This window comes from Nostoc sp., from assembly GCF_036918015.1.
Classification (GTDB): domain Bacteria; phylum Cyanobacteriota; class Cyanobacteriia; order Cyanobacteriales; family Nostocaceae; genus Nostoc.
Genome location: NZ_JBALEO010000063.1, coordinates 85,217 through 107,504 on the forward strand (window position 1 = coordinate 85,217; position 22,288 = coordinate 107,504).

At 46.3% G+C, this 22,288-nt stretch carries 20 protein-coding genes and 1 pseudogene; 6 read left to right on the plus strand and 15 right to left on the minus strand.

Features of this window, described 5'->3' with window-relative positions:
• Entirely contained in the window at positions 1-1,068 is a 1,068-nt protein-coding gene (locus tag V7K61_RS15410) for a DUF3616 domain-containing protein (protein WP_335054331.1), read from the minus strand.
• Between the two features lie 273 nt (positions 1,069-1,341).
• Here V7K61_RS15410 and V7K61_RS15415 point away from each other — a divergent pair, with 273 nt between their 5' ends.
• Both V7K61_RS15415 and V7K61_RS15420 read left to right on the plus strand, forming a co-directional pair.
• Positions 1,342-2,325, plus strand: a complete 984-nt coding sequence (locus V7K61_RS15415) for a CHAD domain-containing protein (protein WP_335054333.1) — start codon at positions 1,342-1,344, stop codon at positions 2,323-2,325.
• Between the two features lie 94 nt (positions 2,326-2,419).
• Positions 2,420-2,638 (plus strand): hypothetical protein, encoded by a 219-nt coding sequence (locus tag V7K61_RS15420; RefSeq protein ID WP_335054335.1) that lies wholly within the window; start codon positions 2,420-2,422, stop codon positions 2,636-2,638.
• A 123-nt stretch (positions 2,639-2,761) separates the two neighbouring features.
• On the opposite strand, the pseudogene V7K61_RS15425 reads toward V7K61_RS15420, so the two are convergent.
• Positions 2,762-2,875: pseudogene (locus tag V7K61_RS15425) on the minus strand (AI-2E family transporter); the annotation flags it as partial.
• Here V7K61_RS15425 and V7K61_RS15430 point away from each other — a divergent pair.
• On the plus strand, positions 2,874-3,890 hold the full coding sequence (locus tag V7K61_RS15430; protein ID WP_094347720.1) for a FecCD family ABC transporter permease: 1,017 nt from the start codon (positions 2,874-2,876) through the stop codon (positions 3,888-3,890). The pseudogene V7K61_RS15425 and the gene V7K61_RS15430 sit on opposite strands and share 2 nt — an antisense overlap.
• Positions 3,891-4,083: 193 nt before the next feature.
• Positions 4,084-5,481, plus strand: coding sequence for an ATP-binding protein (locus V7K61_RS15435; protein WP_335054337.1), 1,398 nt, complete (start codon positions 4,084-4,086; stop codon positions 5,479-5,481).
• A gap of 673 nt (positions 5,482-6,154) precedes the next feature.
• Here the strand turns inward: V7K61_RS15435 and V7K61_RS15440 are convergent.
• Positions 6,155-7,612 (minus strand): alpha-amylase, encoded by a 1,458-nt coding sequence (locus V7K61_RS15440; RefSeq protein ID WP_335054339.1) that lies wholly within the window; start codon positions 7,610-7,612, stop codon positions 6,155-6,157.
• Between the two features lie 136 nt (positions 7,613-7,748).
• Positions 7,749-8,597, minus strand: coding sequence for an alpha/beta hydrolase (locus V7K61_RS15445; RefSeq protein WP_335054341.1), 849 nt, complete (start codon positions 8,595-8,597; stop codon positions 7,749-7,751).
• A 537-nt stretch (positions 8,598-9,134) separates the two neighbouring features.
• Between V7K61_RS15445 and V7K61_RS15450 the strand changes: the two genes are divergently transcribed.
• On the plus strand, positions 9,135-11,204 hold the full coding sequence (locus tag V7K61_RS15450) for a vWA domain-containing protein (protein WP_335054343.1): 2,070 nt from the start codon (positions 9,135-9,137) through the stop codon (positions 11,202-11,204).
• A 289-nt stretch (positions 11,205-11,493) separates the two neighbouring features.
• Here V7K61_RS15450 and V7K61_RS15455 read toward each other — a convergent pair whose 3' ends face one another.
• The 8 genes from V7K61_RS15455 to V7K61_RS15485 all read right to left on the minus strand — a co-directional run bounded on the left by V7K61_RS15455 (position 11,494) and on the right by V7K61_RS15485 (position 19,723).
• Entirely contained in the window at positions 11,494-12,315 is an 822-nt protein-coding gene (locus V7K61_RS15455) for an ABC transporter ATP-binding protein (RefSeq protein WP_335054345.1), read from the minus strand.
• A 294-nt stretch (positions 12,316-12,609) separates the two neighbouring features.
• Positions 12,610-12,741, minus strand: a complete 132-nt coding sequence (locus tag V7K61_RS34130) for a PEP-CTERM sorting domain-containing protein (protein WP_442936317.1) — start codon at positions 12,739-12,741, stop codon at positions 12,610-12,612.
• Positions 12,742-13,131: 390 nt separating this feature from the next.
• A complete protein-coding gene (locus V7K61_RS15460; RefSeq protein ID WP_335054347.1) occupies positions 13,132-14,175 on the minus strand; it encodes an alpha/beta fold hydrolase in 1,044 nt (347 codons plus the stop codon).
• A gap of 56 nt (positions 14,176-14,231) precedes the next feature.
• On the minus strand, positions 14,232-14,651 hold the full coding sequence (locus V7K61_RS15465; protein WP_335054349.1) for an NAD(P)H-dependent flavin oxidoreductase: 420 nt from the start codon (positions 14,649-14,651) through the stop codon (positions 14,232-14,234).
• On the minus strand, positions 14,569-15,003 hold the full coding sequence (locus tag V7K61_RS15470; RefSeq protein WP_335054351.1) for a VOC family protein: 435 nt from the start codon (positions 15,001-15,003) through the stop codon (positions 14,569-14,571). Before V7K61_RS15470 ends, V7K61_RS15465 begins: the two co-directional genes overlap by 83 nt.
• Before the next feature lie 219 nt (positions 15,004-15,222).
• Complete coding sequence (locus V7K61_RS15475; protein WP_335054353.1) at positions 15,223-16,917, minus strand: GMC family oxidoreductase; 1,695 nt, start codon at positions 16,915-16,917, stop codon at positions 15,223-15,225.
• A gap of 253 nt (positions 16,918-17,170) precedes the next feature.
• Complete coding sequence (locus tag V7K61_RS15480) at positions 17,171-18,517, minus strand: epoxide hydrolase family protein (protein WP_335054355.1); 1,347 nt, start codon at positions 18,515-18,517, stop codon at positions 17,171-17,173.
• Positions 18,518-18,781: 264 nt separating this feature from the next.
• Positions 18,782-19,723, minus strand: a complete 942-nt coding sequence (locus tag V7K61_RS15485) for an aldo/keto reductase (protein ID WP_335054357.1) — start codon at positions 19,721-19,723, stop codon at positions 18,782-18,784.
• A gap of 72 nt (positions 19,724-19,795) precedes the next feature.
• Here V7K61_RS15485 and V7K61_RS15490 point away from each other — a divergent pair, with 72 nt between their 5' ends.
• The gene (locus tag V7K61_RS15490) at positions 19,796-20,041 is read left to right on the plus strand and encodes a hypothetical protein (RefSeq protein ID WP_335054359.1); all 246 of its coding nucleotides are present in this window, start codon (positions 19,796-19,798) and stop codon (positions 20,039-20,041) included.
• Positions 20,042-20,168: 127 nt separating this feature from the next.
• Here the strand turns inward: V7K61_RS15490 and V7K61_RS15495 are convergent, their stop codons facing one another.
• From V7K61_RS15495 to V7K61_RS15505, 3 genes are all read right to left on the minus strand, one after another.
• Entirely contained in the window at positions 20,169-20,516 is a 348-nt protein-coding gene (locus V7K61_RS15495; RefSeq protein WP_335054361.1) for an NIPSNAP family protein, read from the minus strand.
• An 82-nt stretch (positions 20,517-20,598) separates the two neighbouring features.
• Positions 20,599-21,309, minus strand: coding sequence for an SDR family NAD(P)-dependent oxidoreductase (locus V7K61_RS15500; RefSeq protein WP_335054363.1), 711 nt, complete (start codon positions 21,307-21,309; stop codon positions 20,599-20,601).
• Between the two features lie 55 nt (positions 21,310-21,364).
• Positions 21,365-22,141: an SDR family NAD(P)-dependent oxidoreductase gene (locus V7K61_RS15505; protein WP_190959282.1), complete on the minus strand. Its 777-nt coding sequence runs from the start codon at positions 22,139-22,141 to the stop codon at positions 21,365-21,367.
• Positions 22,142-22,288: the final 147 nt, after the last annotated feature.

A 22,288-nucleotide genomic window follows, 5' to 3' on the forward strand; every position in this document is an offset into this window, starting at 1 on the left:
TTAGCCCAACTTAAACACATCCGCGATTACCCCACCATCACCCACCAGCCTACTTTTTGCTGGAGAGTCGTAAACTACCAATAGCGAAGGTATACCAGCTACATCCTGAAACAGCGTCATTCCTTCAGCATGATCTTCCCGATTCCCATAGGGAATATCTTGCACAAAATCGGGATTGCTAAAGACATTTTCTCGCAAATTTACACCATTTACCCAGCGATAAACTTGCACAGGCCCATCTAAATCCATCGTTGGCCCAGCTAAAATCAACAAATCTTTGCCATCTACATACAAATCCCGAATTCCTAAACCATTCAACCAGATAAAATGCTTTTTATATAACTCCTTCACTTCCCCAATTTGCTTTAGTTTCATCAGTCCAGGGGTAGAATCTTCTAACTCTATTTCCAGCACCACAGCCCAACCCCGCAATACAGGGCCGCGCAAACCTAGAAAGACGCGGTTTTGATAAATACCTATTCCTTCAATATCAAAGCCATTATCCTTTCCAGGAATTGCTGCCTGAATAAACAAGCCTAAATGATCGTCATTTGCTAAAGCTGTCATCAGCACGTTACCCTGATTCGTCACCTCTAATTTAGCGGCATTCAATTGCACATCTGGCTTTTCGGGGTGTGGGCAAGATGCGAATAGCTTACCGTCTATTAGAGGAATCCGTCCTAAGAGGTAACGGTTAGGTTCTGATTCAATTTTTCCGAGCCTTTTCAAGTTTTTGGCATCTGTATTTTCAGGTTTGAATTTTTTGCGTTTGTAGCTGTGAGAACCAACAAACCATAAGTAATTATCAGTATAAGCCAGTCCTTCTATATCAATTTCTTGATCTTCTGGTGCAGGCAAATTAATAAATTCTGCTACACGAAATTGTTGATGCTCTGTAAAATTATCAGGATCAACCAAAGAGAGACGCTCAATAGTTGAGGTTTCATCTGACCCCAACCATAAATACTTCTGATGTGTTAGCAGCGCTGCTGATAAGTCTTCTCTATGTTCTTTAAAAGAATCTACGAAAGTCAATAAAACTTGATTTAGCAAATGTAACTTTGGCATTTTAAATTATATTGAGAGTTGCAAAAATGTTAGCCATGCTATTATAGTATGTGATTTCATGGCATAAATATAGGTGATATCAAATTGACGGGGTGAACTGCGATTTAAACCTTTGTATAGATATTGCATATTTATAGAAAAGTATGCAACTATCAATAGTCATAAGCATATCTGCTAATCCTCATTGCATAAAAAATATCAAAAGTAGATGTAAATTTTTAAATAATGTTGTTATTATGCAATAACCTCATGAGGTAATCATTCAGACCAATTATGAAATTAGCCACACAACCCACAGTAAAAACTCTCGGTGACTACGCCTACCAAGCGATTGAAAAACACTTTAAGAAAACCTTGAAGTGGGAAAAATCAGTGAAAAAAGATGAAGATCCAGAAGCGCTGCACCAAATGCGAGTGGGAATGCGCCGCCTACGGACAGCGGTAACTCGGTTTGGGATAGCGGTGGATGTATCGAAACCAATCAGCGATAAAAATATTGGTAAAATAGCCCGTCGTCTTGGTAATCTGCGAGATTTAGACGTACTCAAAGAAAGTTTGGAAAACAATTACAAACCAAACTTACCCCGCAAAGAGCAAGAATCTCTGCAAACAGCTTTTACAGCTTTGGCGAAACAACGTGAAGATGTAGAATCGAGTGTGCAGAAAACATTAAATGATGAATCTTACAAGTCTCTTAAAGATGCTTTAGAGAAGTGGTTAGAGAAACCCAGTTATCAACCTTTGGCATCTATCGCCATTCAGCAAGTGCTACCAGACTTACTGTTACCAGAAGTGAGTAACTTCTTTCTGCATCCGGGTTGGCTAGTTGGGACTGAAGTTGTAGAATCAGAAGTGAAAATCCAGAAAAACTGGAAAGCAAAAAAGATCGAAAAACAATTGGCAACAGAAGGTGAAAATCTTCATAGTTTGCGAAAAGAAGCTAAACGTATACGCTACCTAATGGAGTTATTTACTGACTTATATGGCGAGTCTTACGCAGCTTATATTACAGAAGTGAAAAATATCCAAGAAATTTTGGGTGCGATGCAAGATAGTGCCATTTTAACTGACTGGCTTACAGATATTTACAAGTCAGAAATTCAGACTGAGTTGCCTACTCTTACTAATTTGTTAACTGAAAATCGTTACCAGTCGTGGCAGCAATGGCAACCTTTGCAAGAACGGTATCTGAAAACTGAAACTAGACATAGTTTTCATTTAACAATACTGCACCCGCTTTCAGGAGTAATCAGTTAAAAGTTACTCTTGATTGAAAAAGGATTGCACTAACGAACAGATAAATAAAAAATAAATATTGCTCTGGGGAATTTGTACAATACGGGTCTTTTTGGTGGAACCCAAACCGGAAATTAGTCTAATAGTGCTTTCTAGTATTGCTCCCCGCTCAATTTGTCCGGGGAGCATCTTGGCTGAAAAAGACCCAGGTGCTTCTAACAACCCTACTCTAACAGAGCCATTCTTGATGGCTCTGTTACTAGTTCGTATATGGTTAATAGTAGTGCCGAGAATAGTTTTACTCCATGCTTTATCGCGGTTCTCAGTTGATTGAGGTACAAGAACCCCACCCCTCCCCGCAAGCGAGGAGGGGGCTATGGTGTACCTCATTTGATTAGGAAACGCCATAACCCATTCAAAATGTAATGTAAAGTGTTATATGCTCTTTTGCATTCCTCCACAAGAAGGTAGGGATAAGGGGTGATGTTATACAGGTAGATAAAATTAACTGAGTGACGAAGAAATTTTGGAAGCTCAGGCGGACTGTTTTGGAGAAAGGATCGCGAAATTTGACTAGACCATTTCAGACAATTTTTACTGAACACCGCGTATTTTGGGCTGTTTTACTCTTTGGTACAGCACTGGTGGTAACGCTAGCGCTGTCGCTTTCTCAAGGAGCAGTACCTTTAAATATGTCGGAATTTTGGCAAGCCATACTCCACAAAGGCGATCCGGTTAAACAGACAATTCTCTGGGATTTACGTCTCCCACGCATTACAGCTGCGATCGTTGTCGGCGCAGCTTTGGGAATGTCAGGGGCACTGCTGCAAGGAATGTTACGTAATAGTCTTGCCGATCCATTTATTTTGGGCATTTCAGCGGGTGCGGGACTACTGGTAATTCTGATGATTGTGTGCCACATATTCCCGATCGCAATTCCTTTAGCAGCATGGATAGGAGCAATTTTAACTGCCGCGATCGTTATTTTACTCGGTCGTTCGGGGTCGGGAATTTCTGTTGAGCGGTTGATTTTAGGCGGAGTGGCGGTGAGTTCTTTATTTGGTGCTGTACAAAGTACATTGCTGCTTTTAGCTGAAGATGGGCAAATTCAAATTGCGCTCAGTTTTCTGGTTGGTAGCCTCAATGGACGGGGTTGGCAAGAAATTGCTACGACTGGGCCTTATATCATCGTTGCATTGATCGGGGGATGCTTGCTGGCGCGATCGCTAAACATACTGGCTTTGGGAGATGATTTAGCTGTGAGTTTAGGGCTTTCGTTGACGCGATCGCGCCTATTAATTGGTGGTGTCGCCACTCTATTAGCCGCAGGTGCAGTCAGCATCAGTGGCTTGGTTGGATTTGTCGGTCTTGTTGTCCCTCACGGTGTCCGCCTGATTGTTGGTACAGATCATCGCTTTGTTTTACCACTTTCCGCCCTTGCAGGTGCATGGTTACTCACTTTTGCAGATTTACTCTCAAGACTAGGAGCAGTAGAACTACCAGTAGGTTCCGTCACTGCCTTGCTGGGTTCACCCCTGTTTATCTGGTTACTTTATCGTCGTTCTGCTGGGTTTAATAAATTTTGAGCGATCAGACCACCATCCATCCCCACCGTATATACGGATCGGGTTTTTTGCACATTCTGATAAACTGAGACAAAGCCTTCTTCAACTATTTAAGCCAAATTCTCCATAGAGAAACACAGCTCTATAACCCTACTTTCTTATCCCCCTGCCCCCCTGCCCCCCTGCCCCCCTGCCCCCTCAAGGAGGTTAATCAATGTTATGTGTTGAGGAATTAATCAACTTAGACCCATTTCAACAACTTCCCAAAGAGCGATTGCAGTGGGTTTGCGATCGCACTCAAACAGTTGAACTTTCTGCTGGAGAAGTGTTGTCCCATGAGGGAGACCCTGTATGTCGCTTATTTATCTTAGTCAAAGGTAAAATCTACATCACCCGCCGCAGTGAAGGAGTGGAAATTCCCATCGGGCAACACGAAGCCCCATCCTTTTTTGGTGAAATTCCAGTACTCACAGATGAACCTGCACCTGTGACAATGCGGGCATTTTCAAATTGCCACATCTATGAAATGAAGGGAGAAGACTTCCGTAAACTGCTGCATGAATGTCGTGATTTTGAGCGGATGGTCTTCCGAATTATGCAAAGTCGTGTCCGGGGGCTAGAGTCTTTCATTCGTGGGCGAGAAAAGATGGCAGCTTTAGGGACACTTGCCGCCGGTCTAGCTCATGAACTCAACAACCCAGCCGCAGCCCTGGTTCGGACTTTAAAAGAAATGCCAGCCGCCATCCTAGAGTTACAACGGATGAACTTAGTTTATGGGCAACGCAATGTTGACGAAGCCCATACTCAACACTGGTTGAGAGTACGCGACCTAGGCCATGAAGCGATTTTAAATAATCGCCTAGATCCGGTGACACTCAGCGATCGCGAAGACATATTGCTGGAATGGTTAGAAGACTATGGTGTAAACCAAGCATGGAAATTAGCAGAACCTTTAGCAGAAGGTGGTGTTGAGGTTGAAACCCTAGAGCAACTCATGGAACGTTGGCGCAACGACAATACGGAATTGCGAGAAATGGGATTGCACTGGCTAGCGCTTTCCTTTGAAGTCATGTCGATGATTAAACATGGTTTGCGAGGATCTGAGAGGATTTCCGAACTAGTGCAAGCGATGAAGTCTTATTCTTACCTCGATCAAGGCACTCAGCAAGAAGTAGATATACATCAAGGCTTAGAAGATACCTTGCGATTGTTTGTTCATAAACTCAAGTGCGGTGTCCAAGTGCAACGCAATTACGATCGAAGTCTTCCAAAAATCCTTGCCTATGGCAGCGAACTAAATCAAGTGTGGACAAACTTAATTGACAACGCCATTGATGCAATGGATGGTAAAGGACTGCTAGAAATTACAACACACCATTGCGATCGCTATGCCCATATTGACATCATCGATTCTGGCAGTGGAATTCCACCTGAAATTAAAACCCGCATTTTTGAACCTTTCTTCACCACCAAGTCAGTAGGGCATGGTTCAGGACTTGGTTTAGAAACCGTTCGCCGGATTGTAGAAAATCGCCATCACGGTACGCTTTCATTTGAGTCGCAGTCAGGCAGAACTTGTTTTACCATTTGCTTGCCCTTATCGAATAAATGAATCAATAAGCAATAGGATTAGAGATAAAAAATATGGGAATTAATGCTTCCCAAAATATAGCAGCAAGTGAATATTTTCATCTAAACCAATAACCCTTAATATCATGTCCGCATAATTAGTTATGCTAACTACAGTCATTACACCCCACCCCCAACCCCTCCCCGCAAGCGGGGAGGGGAGACAAAGCGTAGCTTTGACGGGGTGGGGTTCTTCGGGTTTAATAAGCAATCAAGCGGACATGATATAACCCAAGCGTATTAAGCTATAAATAAAATATTGGGGTAAAAGGAATTATTTATCTGACAATTCTGATCTTGTGGGCTGTTGTTCGGAGTTAATAAACTCAGTCTTAGGTGGTTTTCCTATTGTATTAGGAGGTTGTTTTTTTGTTTTGGGTTGTGGGTTATTATTCTCGCTCATCTTAATTTATCTCCTTAATAGCTTTAATTATTTAACTGTTTTAAGATTTCTTGCTTGGAGTTAGTCGAGCAAAAAAATTCAGTAAACGCAGTCAGTTTGTGTTTTGATGATTATGACTTCAAGCGATGTCATCTCAATTCCGTAATCCTGTTGAAAATTTTGCTCCCTTCTACGTTGAATACTATTGTCAAAGAGGTAGATAGGGGAAAAACTCCTTACTATCTACCTCTTTAACCTTAGTTTTCTACTCAAACTATTTTTGCAGCCAGACCGATATTGAACCACCAGGACATGGGAAATTTCCCCATCCGTCGTTATTGGTGTGAATGATATTGTTTATATGTCCCGTGGCATCATAAAATTGCTGATTGGGTCGGAACACATTCATCCACTTATTCCCTGGTGCGCTATTGGTCAGCACTACAGCCATTGCACCTGGATGATTACTATTACCCAAGCGCGTCCAACCGATAGTATTGGGATGGTCAAAGTAATCATGCTGGTCGCCAAAACCGTATTCGCTACGCGCCTTCAGGAACTTGTCAATCAAAAAACGGTGAGAGTAAAGGGTATTATCACGTCCTTTATCTTGATATTGTGCCCCGTAATAATCTGCATAGAAAACGCAAGGATAGCCTTCGCGACGCAGTAAGATTAGCGCATAGGCTAAGGGCTTAAACCAAGGTTCAACAGGCGACTCTAAAGATTGACAAGGTTGAGTATCATGGTTTTCGACAAAGGTAACAGCTAGGGCAGGTTGTTCTTTAACTAGGGTTCTATCAAAAATCGATCGCAGATCGAAACTACTACCCTGGCGACTAGCTTGGTGAAACTTGAAATGTAGGGGCACATCAAATAACGACAAACGCCCATCACTAGAGGCAATATAACCGTGTAAGGCATCGATATCTTGAGACCAGTACTCCCCAACGCTAAACAGTTCCCGCCCACCAAAATGAACTCGCAGGTGATTTAACCAATCACGGAAAAAAGTAGAACGGATATGTTTAACAGCGTCAATGCGAAAGCCATCTACACCTGTGGTGTCAACAAACCAACGCCCCCAATACATCAACTCACCGCGCACGAAGCCATTACCTGTATCCAGGTCATTCGCCATTAAATAATCGTAGTTGCCGTGTTCGTAGCTAACTTCCGTCTCAAAATGTTTATCTTTAAGGCGGTAGAGCTTGTCTGCCCTTTTGGTATCTGCGTTATATGATAATGAATCAAAGCACCACCAATACCATTTCATACTGGAGTATTTATCTCCACGACCAGAAAAATTGAACTTTGTATAAGCTGCAATTTCGTACCAATCGCTGACTGGACGGTTGCGGTCATTCCAATCCATTTCCTGGGCAAAGATGCGTTCTATTTCATCCCCACCATCTTTGTGATTGAAAACCACATCGGCATAGATTTGAATACCTGCATCCTGTGCTGTTTTAATAGCCTTTAAGTATTGCTCGCGTGTTCCATATTTTGTCCGAACAGTATTTTTTTGATCGAACTCACCCAAATCAAACAAATCGTAGACTGCGTATCCAACATCCCATGTTCCACCACTGCCCTTATAAGCTGGCGGCAGCCATAAGGCAGTGAAGCCTGCATTAGCTAGCTCATTGGCTGTTTTATCCAGCTTGTCCCATAATGTACCATCATTGGAAATGTACCAATGGTAATACTGCATTATTACACCGTTGGTCATGCGATCGCCTTTGTAGAATTTTTGATTTTACAGATTTCTGTCAGAAATCTCTGATGCTAGGATATGTTACTTTTGTCACACATCATAACTTCATCCGAATTTATTTAGGTTTCAATGATGACTTCACAAAGAGCAATTACGAATTACTGGGACGGGATAATTGCTGATTTGCCTTGACAAGGTTAGTAAACTCCTGCAAAGTTTGACGATACTTTTCTTCAGCTATCGAGAATAAATCGTTATGGTTTGCCTCTTCAACCCACAAAGAAAGTTTTGGGGAGATTGCAGCCTTAAACAACTTTTCTCCATGAGCAAAAGGAATTATGTTATCTGCTTTTCCATGAATCACCAATATCGGACATTTGACTTTTTTGATCTTTTCCAGATTGGGAAACTTGTCAAAAGGTAAAATCCGAAAAGGCACTATTACTTGAAAAGCGGAAATAAACGAACTTTCAATAATTAAACCAGCGACTGGTTTCTGCATTGCTAAATTGACCGCAGAACCACCGCCAACCGAACGCCCCAAAACTATAATTCTTTCAGGCGGGATTTTTAAATTTTGGGTCAAATAATTGTAAGCGCTATTGATATCTTCGTAGGCATGACTTTCTGTCGGCTTTCCTTGACTCGTACCATAACCGCGATAATCAAAAGCAAAGACACTAAAACCCCATGCGTGTAATTTTTCTAAAATCTGTTTGATATCTCCTAAATCTTCAGAATTACCATGAGAATAAAGAATAGTATATTTAGCTTGAGTGTTCAATAAGTATGTCGCTGAGATATTAGTATCTTTCCCACTTCTTAACTTCAGAATTGTTGGATCATCCTGATAGCTAGAAGGTTGAGACAGAAAAATCATGCTATCTGCCCGAAAATATACAAATGCGGCAAAAAATAGATAGATAAAGATTAAAGATTTAACCAGCCGTTGCCAAGTCAAATCACCAATTAGCAGTTTTATAACTTGCTGTTTATCCATTAGTTTTTATTTATCGGGTAAAACTTTATCGAACAGAATTCAGGAGTCAGGAGTCAGAATGGGCTAAACGCCCCGCTACCGCTAACAGCAATTAATTCTGTATGACTGGCGGATAGGGTAGCGTAAAGCCTTCTCTACGAGAGGCTCCGCCAACGGCATGGCTTCGCTTAGAGCGAGTTATCGTTCGCTTTTAGCGTCTCGTAGAGAGCGTCTTGATTCTGACTTCTGAATTCTTCTTCAATTCCAGGTTTCCCGATTTTTGATGTTTCCTAACTCTAATACAACTTCATCAAACTTCACGCCAACTTTGTCACTAATCAGTATCTGGAGTTAAGCAACTGAGTAATTTACTTAACTCAGATTATTGAGCCGATACCAATAAATACTGTGATATTCCCTAATGCGAGATGGGAATGATTAGTGTTGTATAAGTTACAGTTACCAAAACTGAAACGGTCATCAAATCCCAAGCTGCTCAGGACTATTCTAGGTAAATAGTCAAATGTGACAGAAAAAATTTAGTGTGAGGATTTAGCCATGTCTTACCCGATTCCGTCCAAAATGTGGCAGCGAGTCAGTATTGTAATATTGTTTTTATTGATACCGTCAGTCGGAATTGCGATTTTACGCCAGTCTGCTACGGTTGCAGTTCCAGCCGGTCAGACTCCTGCCAGTTCTACCCCAAAAACTTCCATTCTACCCAATCACCCTGACTACCAAGCACTCCAGGCATTGGTAAAACAGTATAGTTGTGTCGTTCCCGTCCAAAATTTTGGCACTCTTCCTGTAACCCGGACTGAGTTTGCTACAGTCTTGAATGCCTGTGTGAATCGCAGCAACGAGTTAATAGCGACTGATCCCAAGATAGTTACCCCAGCAGATATAAAAATTCTGCAACGCTTGCAGTCAGAATTTGCACCGGAGTTAGCAACCCTAAAAAGTCCGATAGAGGAATTGGAAACTCGTAGTCCCATCACTCCGAATCAGCCTACCAGAGAACGTATTCAAACTGAGTCTACCCGAAAGACTCAAGCCGTACCCACAGCCCCACTCCTTAGTATTCCATCTGGCTCATCTGTGCAGGATCAAGTTGCTAACCGTGCAAATATGCCTAAACTCCAACCTCGTGGCAGTATTGGCAGGGTTGCCCCGGAACCTCAAACAGATAGCAGATTCAATACAGAAAACTACAACCGGATTGAGGATAATCCCTTTCATCGCGTCGGTAACGATCCCCTTTCCACCTTTTCCATTGATGTAGATACAGCATCTTACAGCAACGTGCGACGGTTTATTACTCAAGGAGAATTACCACCCAAAGATGCAGTGCGAATTGAGGAATTAATCAATTATTTTACCTATAATTATCCCCAACCAAAAGGCGATCGCCCTTTTTCCGTCACCACTGAAGTTGCTGCTGCCCCCTGGAATCCTCAACACAAGCTGGTACAGGTAGGTTTGCAAGGTAAACGCTTAGAAAGCAAAACCTTACCACCCAGCAACTTAGTATTTCTGATTGATGTCTCCGGTTCTATGAATGACCCGAATAAATTACCTTTGGTGCAACAGTCGCTCAAATTGTTGGTGAATCAACTGCGTCCTGAAGATCGGGTAAGTTTAGTAGTTTATGCTGGGAATGCTGGATTGGTGTTACCTGCTACTCCTGGTAATCAAAAATCAACAATTCTGGCGGCGATTGACCGCTTAGAGGCTGGAGGCTCGACTGCTGGCGGTCAGGGTATTGAACTAGCTTACAAAATAGCCAAAGAAAGCTTCCTCAAGTCTGGTAATAACAGAGTCATTTTAGCTACCGATGGAGATTTTAACGTCGGGGTTTCCAGTGATGGCGACCTGACGCGATTAATTGAACAGAAGCGAGAGCAAGGAATTTTCCTGACGGTGTTGGGATTTGGCACCGGCAATTATAAGGATGGAAAAATGGAGCAACTGGCTGATAAGGGTAACGGCAACTACGCTTACATCGATACCCTATTGGAAGCCAAAAAGGTTTTAGTTAACGATCTCAGGGGAACTCTGTTTACCATTGCCAAGGATGTGAAAATTCAGGTGGAGTTTAATCCGGCGAAAGTTCAGGCATATCGCTTGATTGGTTACGAAAATCGTCTGCTGCAAAACCAGGATTTTAATGATGACAAGAAAGATGCAGGGGATATTGGGGCTGGTCATTCTGTGACAGCGCTTTATGAAATAATTCCCACTGGTACAAAAAGCGATGTGAAACTCCCAGAGATAGACCCTTTGCGGTATCAGCGTTCTGGTGAAACTGCCTCGGATGCTGCTGGTAATGAGTTGATGCAGGTGAAACTGCGCTATAAGTCGCCCCAGGACAGCACCAGTCAACTAATTACCCAAACCATCCAAGATGATGATTTGAGAACCGACCAGATACCCTCCACAAACCTGAGATTTGCTGCTGCGGTAGCGACCTTTGGGATGGTGTTGCGTGACTCTGAGTATAAGGGAGATGCTAGTTATGATTTGGTGATGAAATTGGCAACCCAAGGGAAGGGGGAAGACCAGGAGGGCTATCGGGGTGAGTTTATTCGCCTAGTGGAGCAATCTAGAGGGTTGATTACAAGAAAATGATTTTAGCTTATAACTGAGACGGGGAGTAGGGAGTAGTGTAGTTCAATTACTGGAAAACCGCTGTAATCTCTTGGCGAGATTCACAATCTACACCAAAATAGCGATCGCTCTCCACTGTATTAGATATCTGCAATAAATACAGCAATTTAATTTCAGAAGAGAGCATTGCATATCTGCGAGATGTTTTGCGATCGCTGCTAGTCAGAAAACTTATTCCCTACTCTGCAAGACAAGAAAGAATAAATGCTTAACTGAACTGTATTGTCCCATGTAAGGTTTTGATTTGCTTCTATTTTCTCCCCTTTCTTCCCACTGGTATGCACATCGGTGTACCGGAAACCGGGTCTGGGATAATCCGACATTCTAACCCAAACACCTCCCTTACCATCTTCTCAGTAATCACCAAATCAGGTTCGCCGACAGCAAAAATTTCACCTTCTTTCACTGCTACCAAATAATCAGCATAACGACAGGCATGATTCAAATCATGTAACACCATGACAATCGTTCGTTGCTGGTTTTGGTTCAAATCATACAATAAATCTAAAACTTCTATTTGGTGTGCCAAATCTAAAAAAGTAGTTGGTTCATCTAACAATAAAATATCCGTATCTTGAGCTAATGCCATTGCAATCCAAGCACGTTGCCGCTGTCCACCAGAAAGAGTATCTAACTCCCGTTTTGACAGGTGTTTAATCCCAGTAATTTCTAACGCTAGTTCTACTAATTTTTCATCTTCTTTTGTCCACTGCTGGAACCAATTTTGATAAGGAAATCTTCCACAAGCTACCAAATCTCGAACGGTTAATCCTTCTGGTGCAACGGGGCCTTGGGTAAGAATTCCTAATTTTTTAGCAACATCTTTTGTTGATAGCTGAAATACATCTGTTGTATCTAAATAAATTGTGCCAACACGAGGTTTTAATAATCTTGCTAAACCACGTAATAAAGTGGATTTTCCACAGCCATTTGCACCGACTAAAGCAGTTATTTTTCCTGGTGGTATATTTAAATCCAAATGCTTAATAATAGTTATATTATCATAACCCAAAGTCAAATTATTCGCTGACATTTGGTAATGTGGATTATCGCTCAATAATGACATTGACATAATTAAACTTAAGAGAATCTTTGATGATTTTGTAAGTATGTAATGTCATGTCTGCTTGATTACTAATAAAACCCAAAGAACCCCACCCCACTAAATCAGCAGTTTCCCCTCCCCGCAGGTAGATAGGGGATTAAAGGGAGCCAGCGCGGTCATAGAATGAGCAACTGGCGCGTAGGGTGCAATGACTATGGGAATCATAACTAATTACCTGGACATGACATATCGCACTATTCGCTTTTATTAATGCTACACCTAAAAAAGAATTTTTCTCTACTTAGTATTAAGTATACTGAATTAGGTCTTACTTTTTCGATTGTTAATCAATAAATAAATTGCTTTCTTTTTCTTCAGCCATATTCCCAACAATCCAGTAGTAACAACTATTCCTCCAATAGTTGATGGTTCAGGTACTGGTTTTACACTCACATTATCCAAGTATAAGAATCCATATTTATCCCAATCCCCAAACTTTAACTCTGTGGATGATGCATCTGCCGTAAAATTGAACTAGTGTCTTGTCATAGCTAGATTTACACCCGTTTCATCAATGAATACGAGGTTTTTGATATCTATCGTATCTAGCCAACGTCGAAATTCATAGCGCAATTTTTGTACTCGTTCTGTAGCTTGCTCACTTGCTACTAAAGTTTTTTTTCGCCTTAATTTTAAGCGTTTGAGAGTGCGGGATAAACTTGATATACTTACCTCTATACATGCGCGCTCTTTTATTACTTCTTGAATTTCTCGCCAATCATGTTGATAGTGCTATAAAGGACATCCAAGAATTAAATTACTCAATCCCTACATCAAAAACCGTCAATTTCGACGATGGCCTTTGCAAACTCCTGGGGCGCTTCTTGCGGCAGGTTGTGCCCGACCCCGCCCTTGACGATCCAGTGTGCGTAATTTGCCGGAGAATTTCTTTGCGTAGGTGCTGCTGTCGGGGTGTGGCGCACCGTTGGCATCACCTTCGAGAGTGATGGTGGGTATGGCGATCGCAGGGGCTGCGGCGAGTCGCTTCTCAAGATCGTCATACTTCGACTCGCCTTCAGCCAGACCGAGCCGCCAGCGATAGTTATGGATGACGATACCGACATGATCCGGGTTATTGAAAGCAGCCGCGCTACGCTCAAACGTCGCGTCATCGAAGTGCCATTGCGGCGAAGCAAGTTTCCAGATGAGCTTGTTAAAGTCATGCCAGTATTTTTCGTAGCCGGCGCGGCCCCGCTCCGTCGCGAAATAAAATTGATACCACCATTGGAGTTCGGCCTGCGGCGGCAGCGGTGTCTTGTTGGCTTCAGGGCTGCCGATCAAATAACCACTCACGGAGACGAGCGCCTTGCAGCGCTCCGGCCAGAGTGCCGCGATGATGTTGGCTGTTCGCGCGCCCCAATCATAACCAGCGAGGATCGCCTTCTTGATCTTGAGCGCATCCATCAACGCGATAATATCGACAGCGATCGCCGACTGCTGCCCATTGCGGAACGTCTCGCTCGAAAGAAAGCGCGTCGTGCCATAGCCCCGCAGATATGGGATGATCACCCAGTACCCCGCCGACGCCAACAAAGGAGCGACATCGACATAGCTGTGAATGTCGTAGGGCCATCCGTGCAGGAGGATTACTGGACGACCATTCGCGGGGCCAACCTCAGCGTATCCTACATTCAGCACACCGGCATCGATCTGCCTCAGTGAGCCGAACGATGTGTTTGTCCCCGACTTCAGCATGGACAGAACTGCTGGTTTTGTTTTGCTTGATTGTGCGATCGCAGAACCGAATATGCCGAGCTGTGTAGTAGCAATGGTAATAGCCGCAGTGCCCAAAAAGCGGCGGCGTTGATGGTTGATTTTCTCAGACATTTCTCTTTTTCCAATTGGATTTAACTCAACTTGCTTTAATTGAATCGGCTATCTGTTTATTTGAGTTGTAAAGAAGCAGTTACGGCAAGAAATTCTTGTATCATTTTTTCGATCAGTTCACCTGCCGGGAGAGCTTCGGCTAATGCTGCTCCCTGTCCTGCCCACATACTGGCAAAATCTGGACTTGATTTTTGAGCAGAAGTCTGATGCAAAACCCGCCCTATAGACATCTGAGCCGGGAATGGCAGCACTTTATCTCTGTTATTCTCCATTTCACGTATAAATCGATTTCGTATTGCTCTGGCGGGTTTGCCGGAAAATACTTCAGTAATAACCGTGTCTTCCTCCTTACACTTGAGTACAGCCTGCCTATAGACTTCTGGAATATTGTTCTCAGGGCAAGCGAGAAAGGCGGTTCCCATCTGTACCCCGCTTGCCCCAAGTGCAAATGCAGCAACGATTCCACGAGCATCCATGATTCCGCCCGCCGCAAGCGTTGTTGAAGGGGCCGCCGGCGTAGTGGAAGACCTCGCTCACGTTGACACCGCGAACGATTAAGTCTTCGCGAGCGGCGTCGAGGTCGTCCACGGCGAGGACTAGGCTGTGCGCCGAGCCAGAATTGTTCGGAGTGACTCCCTTGCCGAAGATGATGGAGGCTTCCGAGTTGTACGGTGTCATCTGCACGCCACGGAAGTCGCCATCCACCACGTCGATGTCGAGCCGCCAGCCGAGATTCTCGTAGAATGCTTTCGCGCGGTCAACATCGGAAACGATGAACACTACGACTTCAAGTTTCATGTTTGGACTGTTTACGCGATCGCTACTCATCTTGTTCTCCTTTAGGTTGATGGGTTTGATGTTCAGATTGGTTAGTTTTCATTCTTGGGCGATCGCATGATTGCGGGTTGGGCTGCCTCCAATCGAAGATTGAAGGAACTCACGAAGCGAGTAGAGCGTAATCTGACCATCGCTCAATTTAGACCGCTCAAGTTCTTTGAGTTAACACGCGACTTAGATGTGCGTCCGCCAATGAAAAGTGCGGTGGTTTTATTGCACGCCTGAGTCTGTCTTTACGGTGGTTTGCATCTGGTGTTCGAGATGTAAAATTTCCGCTGCCCGCTCCCCGACTATCACGCAGGGAGCCATCGTGTTACCGGTCGTTACTTGTGGCAGAATCGATCCATCAGCAATTCGGAGATTGTCGATTCCATACACTCTCAGGTTGCTATCGACCACCGACATGGCATCCTGTCCCATCTTCGCGGTGCAGGTTTCGTGCCAGAAACTCGTCGCAGCATCTCGAATAAAGCTTTCGAGTTCGGCCCCTTTCAAATTACCTGGCATCACTTCGCGCTTGACGAACGGACGAAGCGGAGCGGAATTACCGACTTCGCGGCAGAGTTCTATGCAGGCGATCGCGGTTTTGAGATCATCCGCGTCAGACAGAGTGTTTGCATCAATCAGAATCGGGTCGGATGGATTAGCTCCCGTTAGGCGCAGACTGCCTCGGCTTTTAGGATGGGCGATCGCCCCAAATAACGTCCAGCCTGCATCAGGCAGCCCAAACCGGGCGACATTCTCGGCACTGGATTTTGGCACTTCAGCCTGACAGACAAATAAATCTGGACTGTCAAGCCCGGACTGGCTGGTTGAGAAAAAGATTGCCTCAGACAAGTTGTTTCTTGGTTGGAGAGCGGTTTCATATTCCCAGACACAATCGAATGCAACATGGTCTTGAAAATTTTGCCCCACACCGGCAAGGTGCTGCACGACAGGAATTCCAAATCGCCGCAACTCAGCCTCATCGCCAATGCCAGATTGCATCAGCACCTTCGGCGTATGGATCGCACCGAGCGACAGCACGACTTCGACTGCCGCACCAATGCGATAGAGTGTGCCACGGTAAGAAATCTCCACGCCAGTGGCACGCTTACCCTGGAACGTCAGCCGCGTCACCAGTGCATGAGTGAGAACCGTCAGATTGGGTCGATCCATATAAGGGAAGACGTAGGAGCGGAAGATAGATTCGCGCTTGCCATTGCGGACTCGCACATCGCTGATAGCGGCGCCCTTCACTGCTTCCATCATGCGACCGTTCGGATTCTCGAAAGTAGGAATACCGACCGATCGCGCTCCTGCGATCGTTGCGGGTGCGATCGGGTTTGGATCTGGCGCGGGCTGCACAAAGACGGGTCCTCCCGTTCCCCGGTACATCGGGTCTGGCGCACCATGCCAATCTTCCAAGCGGCGATAAATCTTCAAGACGGATTCATAATTCCAGGCAGGATCGTTGGCAACGGATGCGAAGAAATCCCAATCATGCTTGTGTCCGCGTGCCCAAACCATGACGTTGATGCTTGATCCACCGCCGAGTACTTTGCCCATCGAGAACGGAATTGAACGATCGTTGACATGGGGATTCGGCTGTCCCTGGAAGCTCCAGTCGCGATCGCTTCCAAGATTCATAAACCATTGATTCGCGGCGACAACACTGGGTACATCATCGGTGCCGCCAGCTTCAAGTAGTAGAATGCTAACATCCGGGTTCTCAGCCAGTCTGCGGGCAACTACTGAGCCAGAAGATCCAGATCCGCAAACAATAAAATCGTACTGGTGTCTTAGTTCAGAGGTGAGCTTGTGCTGGTTGCTGCGGACGCGATCGGTGAAATTGTCATCATTACTGGTGCTACCCGGATCGTTGTCCCCTTCATGCTCAAATTCATTCTCAAAATTCGTTTTCATTGGGTCTACCTTGCTTTCAAAATCGAAATGATTCCGTTAGACCTGTCACTCGGCTCAAAATCGGTAGAGACACTTAAGTTCCGCCACTTTCGGTCAGCTTCAAACCGTGCGATGTCACTCTGCTCCACCGCATGAGCAGCATCACTTCCGAGCAGAAGCCGCAGTTGTTAAAGAGTAGCGACGATTATGATTAATTTCTTGGGACACGTGCCGATGTGCCGACCTCCTTGTAGTTACGTTCTTTCTAAAGCAGTCATTTTGACGCGCGCAGCGATCTGAACGCTGCCCAAAGTTCTTGAGTAAAAATCGTTGGCTGCTCCCACGCCGCGAAGTGTCCGCCCTTTTCCACTCGGTTATAGTGGATGAGTTTGGAATACGCCCGCTCTGTCCAACTTTGCGGGGCTGCATATATCTCATCAGGAAAGACGCTCACGGCAACCGGAATGGCGACGTGTTTAGGGTCGAAAAAGACAAACTTATTCTCCCAATACAGACGAGCCGAAGAGACAGCCGTGTTCGTCAACCAGTAAAGCGTGATGTTGTCGAGGATATCGTCTCGCGTCAGTCCCTCAGACTGTCCGTCAAAGACACGTGCGATGAGCGCATAGCTGCGTGCGTCGTGGTCGAGTATCCAGGCAGCCAGACCGATCGGTGAATCCGCAATGCCGTACAGCGTTTGCGGGCGGTTCGCCATCTCCTGAGCGTAGCCAAGTCCGTGCTTATAGAAAAAGTCGAGCTGATCCCACGCGTTCTTCTCTTCGGCTGAGAAACCGGATGGCGGTGGGTCGCCGAACTTGAGTGCTTTTGCAACATCGGCTGGAACAGTGGCAGGCATGTTGGTATGAATGCCGAGCAGTCCCGGAGGTGTCAGCAGGGCCATTTGCTCTGTGACTGCATTCCCCCAATCACCCCCTTGCGCCACAAATCGCGAGTAGCCAAGGCGCTGCATCAGCACAACCCAGGCGCGTGCGATACGGGCGGGGTCCCAGCCGGTCGTGGTCGGCTTGCCTGAAAAACCATAGCCTGGAAGCGAGGGAATCACGAGGTCGAAAGCGTCCGCTGCATTGCCGCCATGTGCCGTGGGGTTGACCAGTGGCTCGATAATCTTCAGTTGCTCGATGATCGATCCGGGCCAGCCGTGCGTGACGATGAGCGGCAAGGCGTTTTCCTGGTTCGATCGAACGTGAATGAAATGAATATCAAGTCCATCGATCGTGGTGATAAATTGCGGTAGAGTTTTCAGTTTCGCCTCAACCTTGCGCCAGTCGTAATCGGTTGCCCAATAGCGCGCGAGTTTCTGAGTCGTTGCGAGCTGCACACCCTGCGACTGATCGGCGACCGTCTCCTTTTCGGGCCATCGCGTTGCTATGATGCGACGGCGGAGGTCGTCGAGTGCCGCTTGCGGAACGTTGATGTGGAAAGGACGGATTGTAGTTGTGTCGGTGTGCAAGGTTTCAAGTTGAGTCATGGTGGTCTCCTTTGGTGTTACTTTGCTGTATTGGGCATTGGCAGAACCGAATCGACCTAGCTGTGTAGTCGCAATGGTCATGGCCGCAATGCCCAAAAATCGGCGGCGTTGATGGTTGATTTTTTCAGACATTGATCTTTGTCCAATTGGGTTTAACCCAACTTGCTGTAATTGAACCGGCTGTCTGTTTCAAATGTGGGTATTAGTGTTGGTCTAGCCAAGAAAAAGCGGTTAGGACTCGCGCCAAAATAAGTTACCCAGTTTTACCTTAGAAAAGAGGAAGAATGAAAGAGAAAATGTTGATTTAGCGTCTTTTCACCTTTTTCTATAACTTTTAAAACAGGTAAGTTATTTCTGCGCGGCTACTTAGCTTTATTTTCCGTCGATAACAACCGTTCACTTGGTCCGAGGAATGAATCCAGGCACGCCGGTATCGACCACTGCGTTGAAGCGGACTCTGGTCATGATGCGGTCGCTAATTTCCAGCATAGCCTCTTTGGGCAAGGTCGAGATATCAAAGCTCTCTCGTATATGGCGAGGGGATGTCGAGGTGGTCAGGAGAGCGGTACCGCGTTGTACAGCCCAGGCCAGCGCGACTTGCTCTGGGGTCCGGTGGACAAGCTCCGCAACGGCCGCGATTATCGGGTCTTCCGTAACTTTTGGCTCCATCGCATGACCCAGTGCGGCAAATGCGAGTAGGATAATACCCTGTTGCTGGCAAAACTTGAGGAGATCCCACTCGGGGAGATACGGATGGGATTCAACCTGCACCACGGCAGGCTTAATTCGCGCCACGGCAACGATCTCTTTCAGCCGCTCCAAACCAATATCCGATAAACCTATCGATTTACACCGACCGCCATCCACCAGGCGCTCCATCGCGTGCCATGTCTCCACCAACGTGACACCAGGATCGTAGATGATCTGGCCATGATCGTCCCTCGGTTCCTGTTCATCGCCCGGCTGAAAGGCAAACGGGGTGTGGATAAGATAGCAATCTACATAGTCGATTTGCAGTCGCCGGAGACTTGCCTCGAACGCAGGCTGGACCCGCTCTGGACGATGGTTGTTGTTCCATAGCTTTGTGGTGACGAAAACATCCTCCCGCCGGATTCCCCCTGCCTTGAACACCTCTTGCATCGCCTCGCCGACGACGGCTTCGTTGCGGTATCGCTCCGCGCAATCGAGATGCCGAAATCCCGCTTCCAATGCAGCCTTGGTCGCTTTCTTGGTCGCGAGAGGATCGGGGATGAGTGTTCCAAACCCGAGCGCCGGCATGGCGCCAGATCCATGAGTGAGAGGTATTGTCGTATAGCGAAGCGTGTCTTGGGGAACCATGTTTATACTCCTTGTTTTGACGTGACGAGATACAGGAACTCTTGGAAGGTGTTGCAACGAAGATCCGGACTAGTGACGGAGCAAGACTCAGGCGCCCCAGGACGAAGAGCGAATCACCTTGCAAAAGTTTCCTCGGTGAAAATGAGGCTCTTTGTCAGCGATGTCATCGCTCTTGACGTTGCCAAAAGTCGAATCTGGCTTGTGTTTGATGCCGTCGTAGAACGCCTGAATGATGTCTTCCTTGAACTTCGGCGCGCCAACGTGCTGTTAGGAATAGAGGCGGCTTCGGTGATCAAGGTTATGTTAATAACTCCATAAGATACTACCTAGATTGCGTTTACAAACTGATGTTGAATTAACTATGGTTACGTATTGTCTGTCCACATTACTCAGCTGTGATAGTGAGACGAGTTGTGGGTTTGAGTTCCGTCGCTCGCCCCACCGCTCACTTCACCGAGGAAAAGGCGGTCGGTGCCAGCAACTCGTTGCTGATTTTCTGCACGAGTGGACCGTCCTTCTCACTCTCCTTGCTGATCGCGATCCATTCGGGGTCGGTGAGGAATGCACTCCAGCGCTCCTCTCGCTCAGCCATGCTGTCCCAGGCAAGCATATAGGTAAGCTGCTGATTGCTCTCGCCGATTAGCGTTGTCCAGAATCCAGCTTGGCGGATGCCATGCTTTTCCCAAATCCGCAACGTGTGGTTCTGAAAGCGCGAAAGCAGTGCTGGTAGTCGTCCAGGCATGGACTGATAAATGCGTAATTCGTAGATCATTCCTTTATCGAGTTGAGTCATGATATGTGCTTCTTTAAAAGCTTTACGATCAAGCAATCGTGTTTGAGAGCGTCATAGCCATTTTTCTGAGCGCAAGGCGGCGTTAGTGACCCGCACTCTGACCACCATCAACGTGAAGGATTTCGCCCGTGACAAAGTTGGCTGATTCCAGGTAGAGGATTGCATCGACAATGTCAGAGATTTCGCCCATACGACCGAGCGGGTGCATGGCAGCGAGCTGTGCATAGGTCTCGGCAGGGTGCATTGGCGTCTTCATGTTACCCAGCGCGATCGCGTTCACCCGGATACCACGCTTGGCATACTCGATCGCCAGCGATTTGGTCGCAGCATTTAGTCCGCCCTTCGTCAGCGACGCGAGTACAGACGGTACGCCAGCGATGGGGTTGTCAACCAGGCTCGTCGAAATCTGCACGATATGACCGCTACCCTGCTTCTCCATCTCGGCGATCGCCAGTTGCGTCATGTGAAAGAAGCCAGTGACGTTAGTGCCCAGATATACCTCGTAGTCTGCCTCGGTGTATTGGGTAAATGGTTTGGCGATGAAGATACCAGCATTGTTGATGAGCGTGTCAATGCGCCCAAATCGGGTCACGCCTTCGATGATCGCACGCTCGGCAGTTTTTCGATCAGCGATGTCGCCTGACACCGCTAGGATTGCATCATCATCCGATGGCTGAATTGAGCGTGAGATTGCAACCACCCGATAATTGCGATCGCGGTACGCCTTGACAAGAGCTGCGCCAATGCCCTGCGACGCGCCGGTAATCACAGCGACTTTCTGTTCGATGCCCATAATAAAGCTCCTTTATGTGTTTGAGGGGTTGATGAAACAAAGAATGTCAAAAGATTTATGCACTGCGGAAAGTCGCTCCACCGATTGGAGAACCAACAATGCCACCATCAACAAAAAGTTCAACCGACTGGACATAGGATGAGTCGTCTGAGGCAAGAAAGAGGACTGCTTTGGCAATCTCGTCCGCTTCTCCCAAACGACCTAGTGGAGTCGCTGCTGCCCATTCTGCTGTCAGTTCGTCCGCCTTCTTAGGTGGAGTAGACCCACGGCTCCAGATGGGAGTTTTGATTGCTCCTGGTGCGACGACATTGACTCGAATGTTGCGGGGAGAAAGTTCAGATGCGATCGCTCTCGCCATGCCGCGAACACCCGCCTTGCTTGCTGCGTAGGCTGCCCTGCCAGGACTACCCAGCGAACCGATAACGGAACTGTTCAAGATAATTGAGGAGCCATCATTAAGCAGTGGCAGTGCGGCTTGGACTGTAAAGAAAACGCTGGTAAGATTGACGCGAATGATGTTCTCAAACACCGCTTCATCAGCGCTGCCTATGGGTGTAGCTCCAGCAATACCAGCGTTAGCGAAGATGATATCTAGACTGCCGAAGCGTTGACCAATTTTGCTGAAAAGGTCGGCACGGGCATTGGAGTCCGTCACGTCTGCACGATAGGCAACGGCTTTTAAACCCAGTTCTTTGACAGCAGCATCGAGCGTCTTCTGATCTCGACCCGTGATTGCGACTTCAGCCCCTTCGTGAATGAAGAGTCTAGCGGTGGCAAAGCCAATGCCACTGTTTCCCCCGGTAATCAGTGCCTTCTTACCTTCAAGCTTCATAACAATCTCCTTTGGAAAGTAAATGTGTGAATATTGCAAATTACCGTCCGGGAGTGCGTGTTTTCACCTCTCTGCACTCCACCCCGTCACAACAACTTTTGCACCTTCGTCGTCAAACGCTTGAGCCGTTGCCAGTCCACTTTGCAG

What these genes read in the sequence shown, in the direction of transcription:
- V7K61_RS15465 (WP_335054349.1), bottom strand. Translation starts at nt 14,651, where the DNA reads ATGGATGCTCGTGGAATCGTTGCTGCATTTGCACTTGGGGCAAGCGGG.
- V7K61_RS15505 (WP_190959282.1), bottom strand. Translation starts at nt 22,141, where the DNA reads ATGAAGCTTGAAGGTAAGAAGGCACTGATTACCGGGGGAAACAGTGGC.
- V7K61_RS15410 (WP_335054331.1), bottom strand. Translation starts at nt 1,068, where the DNA reads ATGCCAAAGTTACATTTGCTAAATCAAGTTTTATTGACTTTCGTAGAT.
- V7K61_RS15470 (WP_335054351.1), bottom strand. Translation starts at nt 15,003, where the DNA reads ATGAGTAGCGATCGCGTAAACAGTCCAAACATGAAACTTGAAGTCGTA.
- V7K61_RS15495 (WP_335054361.1), bottom strand. Translation starts at nt 20,516, where the DNA reads ATGACTCAACTCGATAAAGGAATGATCTACGAATTACGCATTTATCAG.
- V7K61_RS15415 (WP_335054333.1), top strand. Translation starts at nt 1,342, where the DNA reads ATGAAATTAGCCACACAACCCACAGTAAAAACTCTCGGTGACTACGCC.
- V7K61_RS15440 (WP_335054339.1), bottom strand. Translation starts at nt 7,612, where the DNA reads ATGACCAACGGTGTAATAATGCAGTATTACCATTGGTACATTTCCAAT.
- V7K61_RS15455 (WP_335054345.1), bottom strand. Translation starts at nt 12,315, where the DNA reads ATGTCAATGTCATTATTGAGCGATAATCCACATTACCAAATGTCAGCG.
- V7K61_RS15485 (WP_335054357.1), bottom strand. Translation starts at nt 19,723, where the DNA reads ATGGTTCCCCAAGACACGCTTCGCTATACGACAATACCTCTCACTCAT.
- V7K61_RS15450 (WP_335054343.1), top strand. Translation starts at nt 9,135, where the DNA reads ATGTCTTACCCGATTCCGTCCAAAATGTGGCAGCGAGTCAGTATTGTA.
- V7K61_RS15500 (WP_335054363.1), bottom strand. Translation starts at nt 21,309, where the DNA reads ATGGGCATCGAACAGAAAGTCGCTGTGATTACCGGCGCGTCGCAGGGC.
- V7K61_RS15445 (WP_335054341.1), bottom strand. Translation starts at nt 8,597, where the DNA reads ATGGATAAACAGCAAGTTATAAAACTGCTAATTGGTGATTTGACTTGG.
- V7K61_RS15435 (WP_335054337.1), top strand. Translation starts at nt 4,084, where the DNA reads ATGTTATGTGTTGAGGAATTAATCAACTTAGACCCATTTCAACAACTT.
- V7K61_RS15475 (WP_335054353.1), bottom strand. Translation starts at nt 16,917, where the DNA reads ATGAAAACGAATTTTGAGAATGAATTTGAGCATGAAGGGGACAACGAT.
- V7K61_RS15480 (WP_335054355.1), bottom strand. Translation starts at nt 18,517, where the DNA reads ATGTCTGAAAAAATCAACCATCAACGCCGCCGATTTTTGGGCATTGCG.
- V7K61_RS15460 (WP_335054347.1), bottom strand. Translation starts at nt 14,175, where the DNA reads ATGTCTGAGAAAATCAACCATCAACGCCGCCGCTTTTTGGGCACTGCG.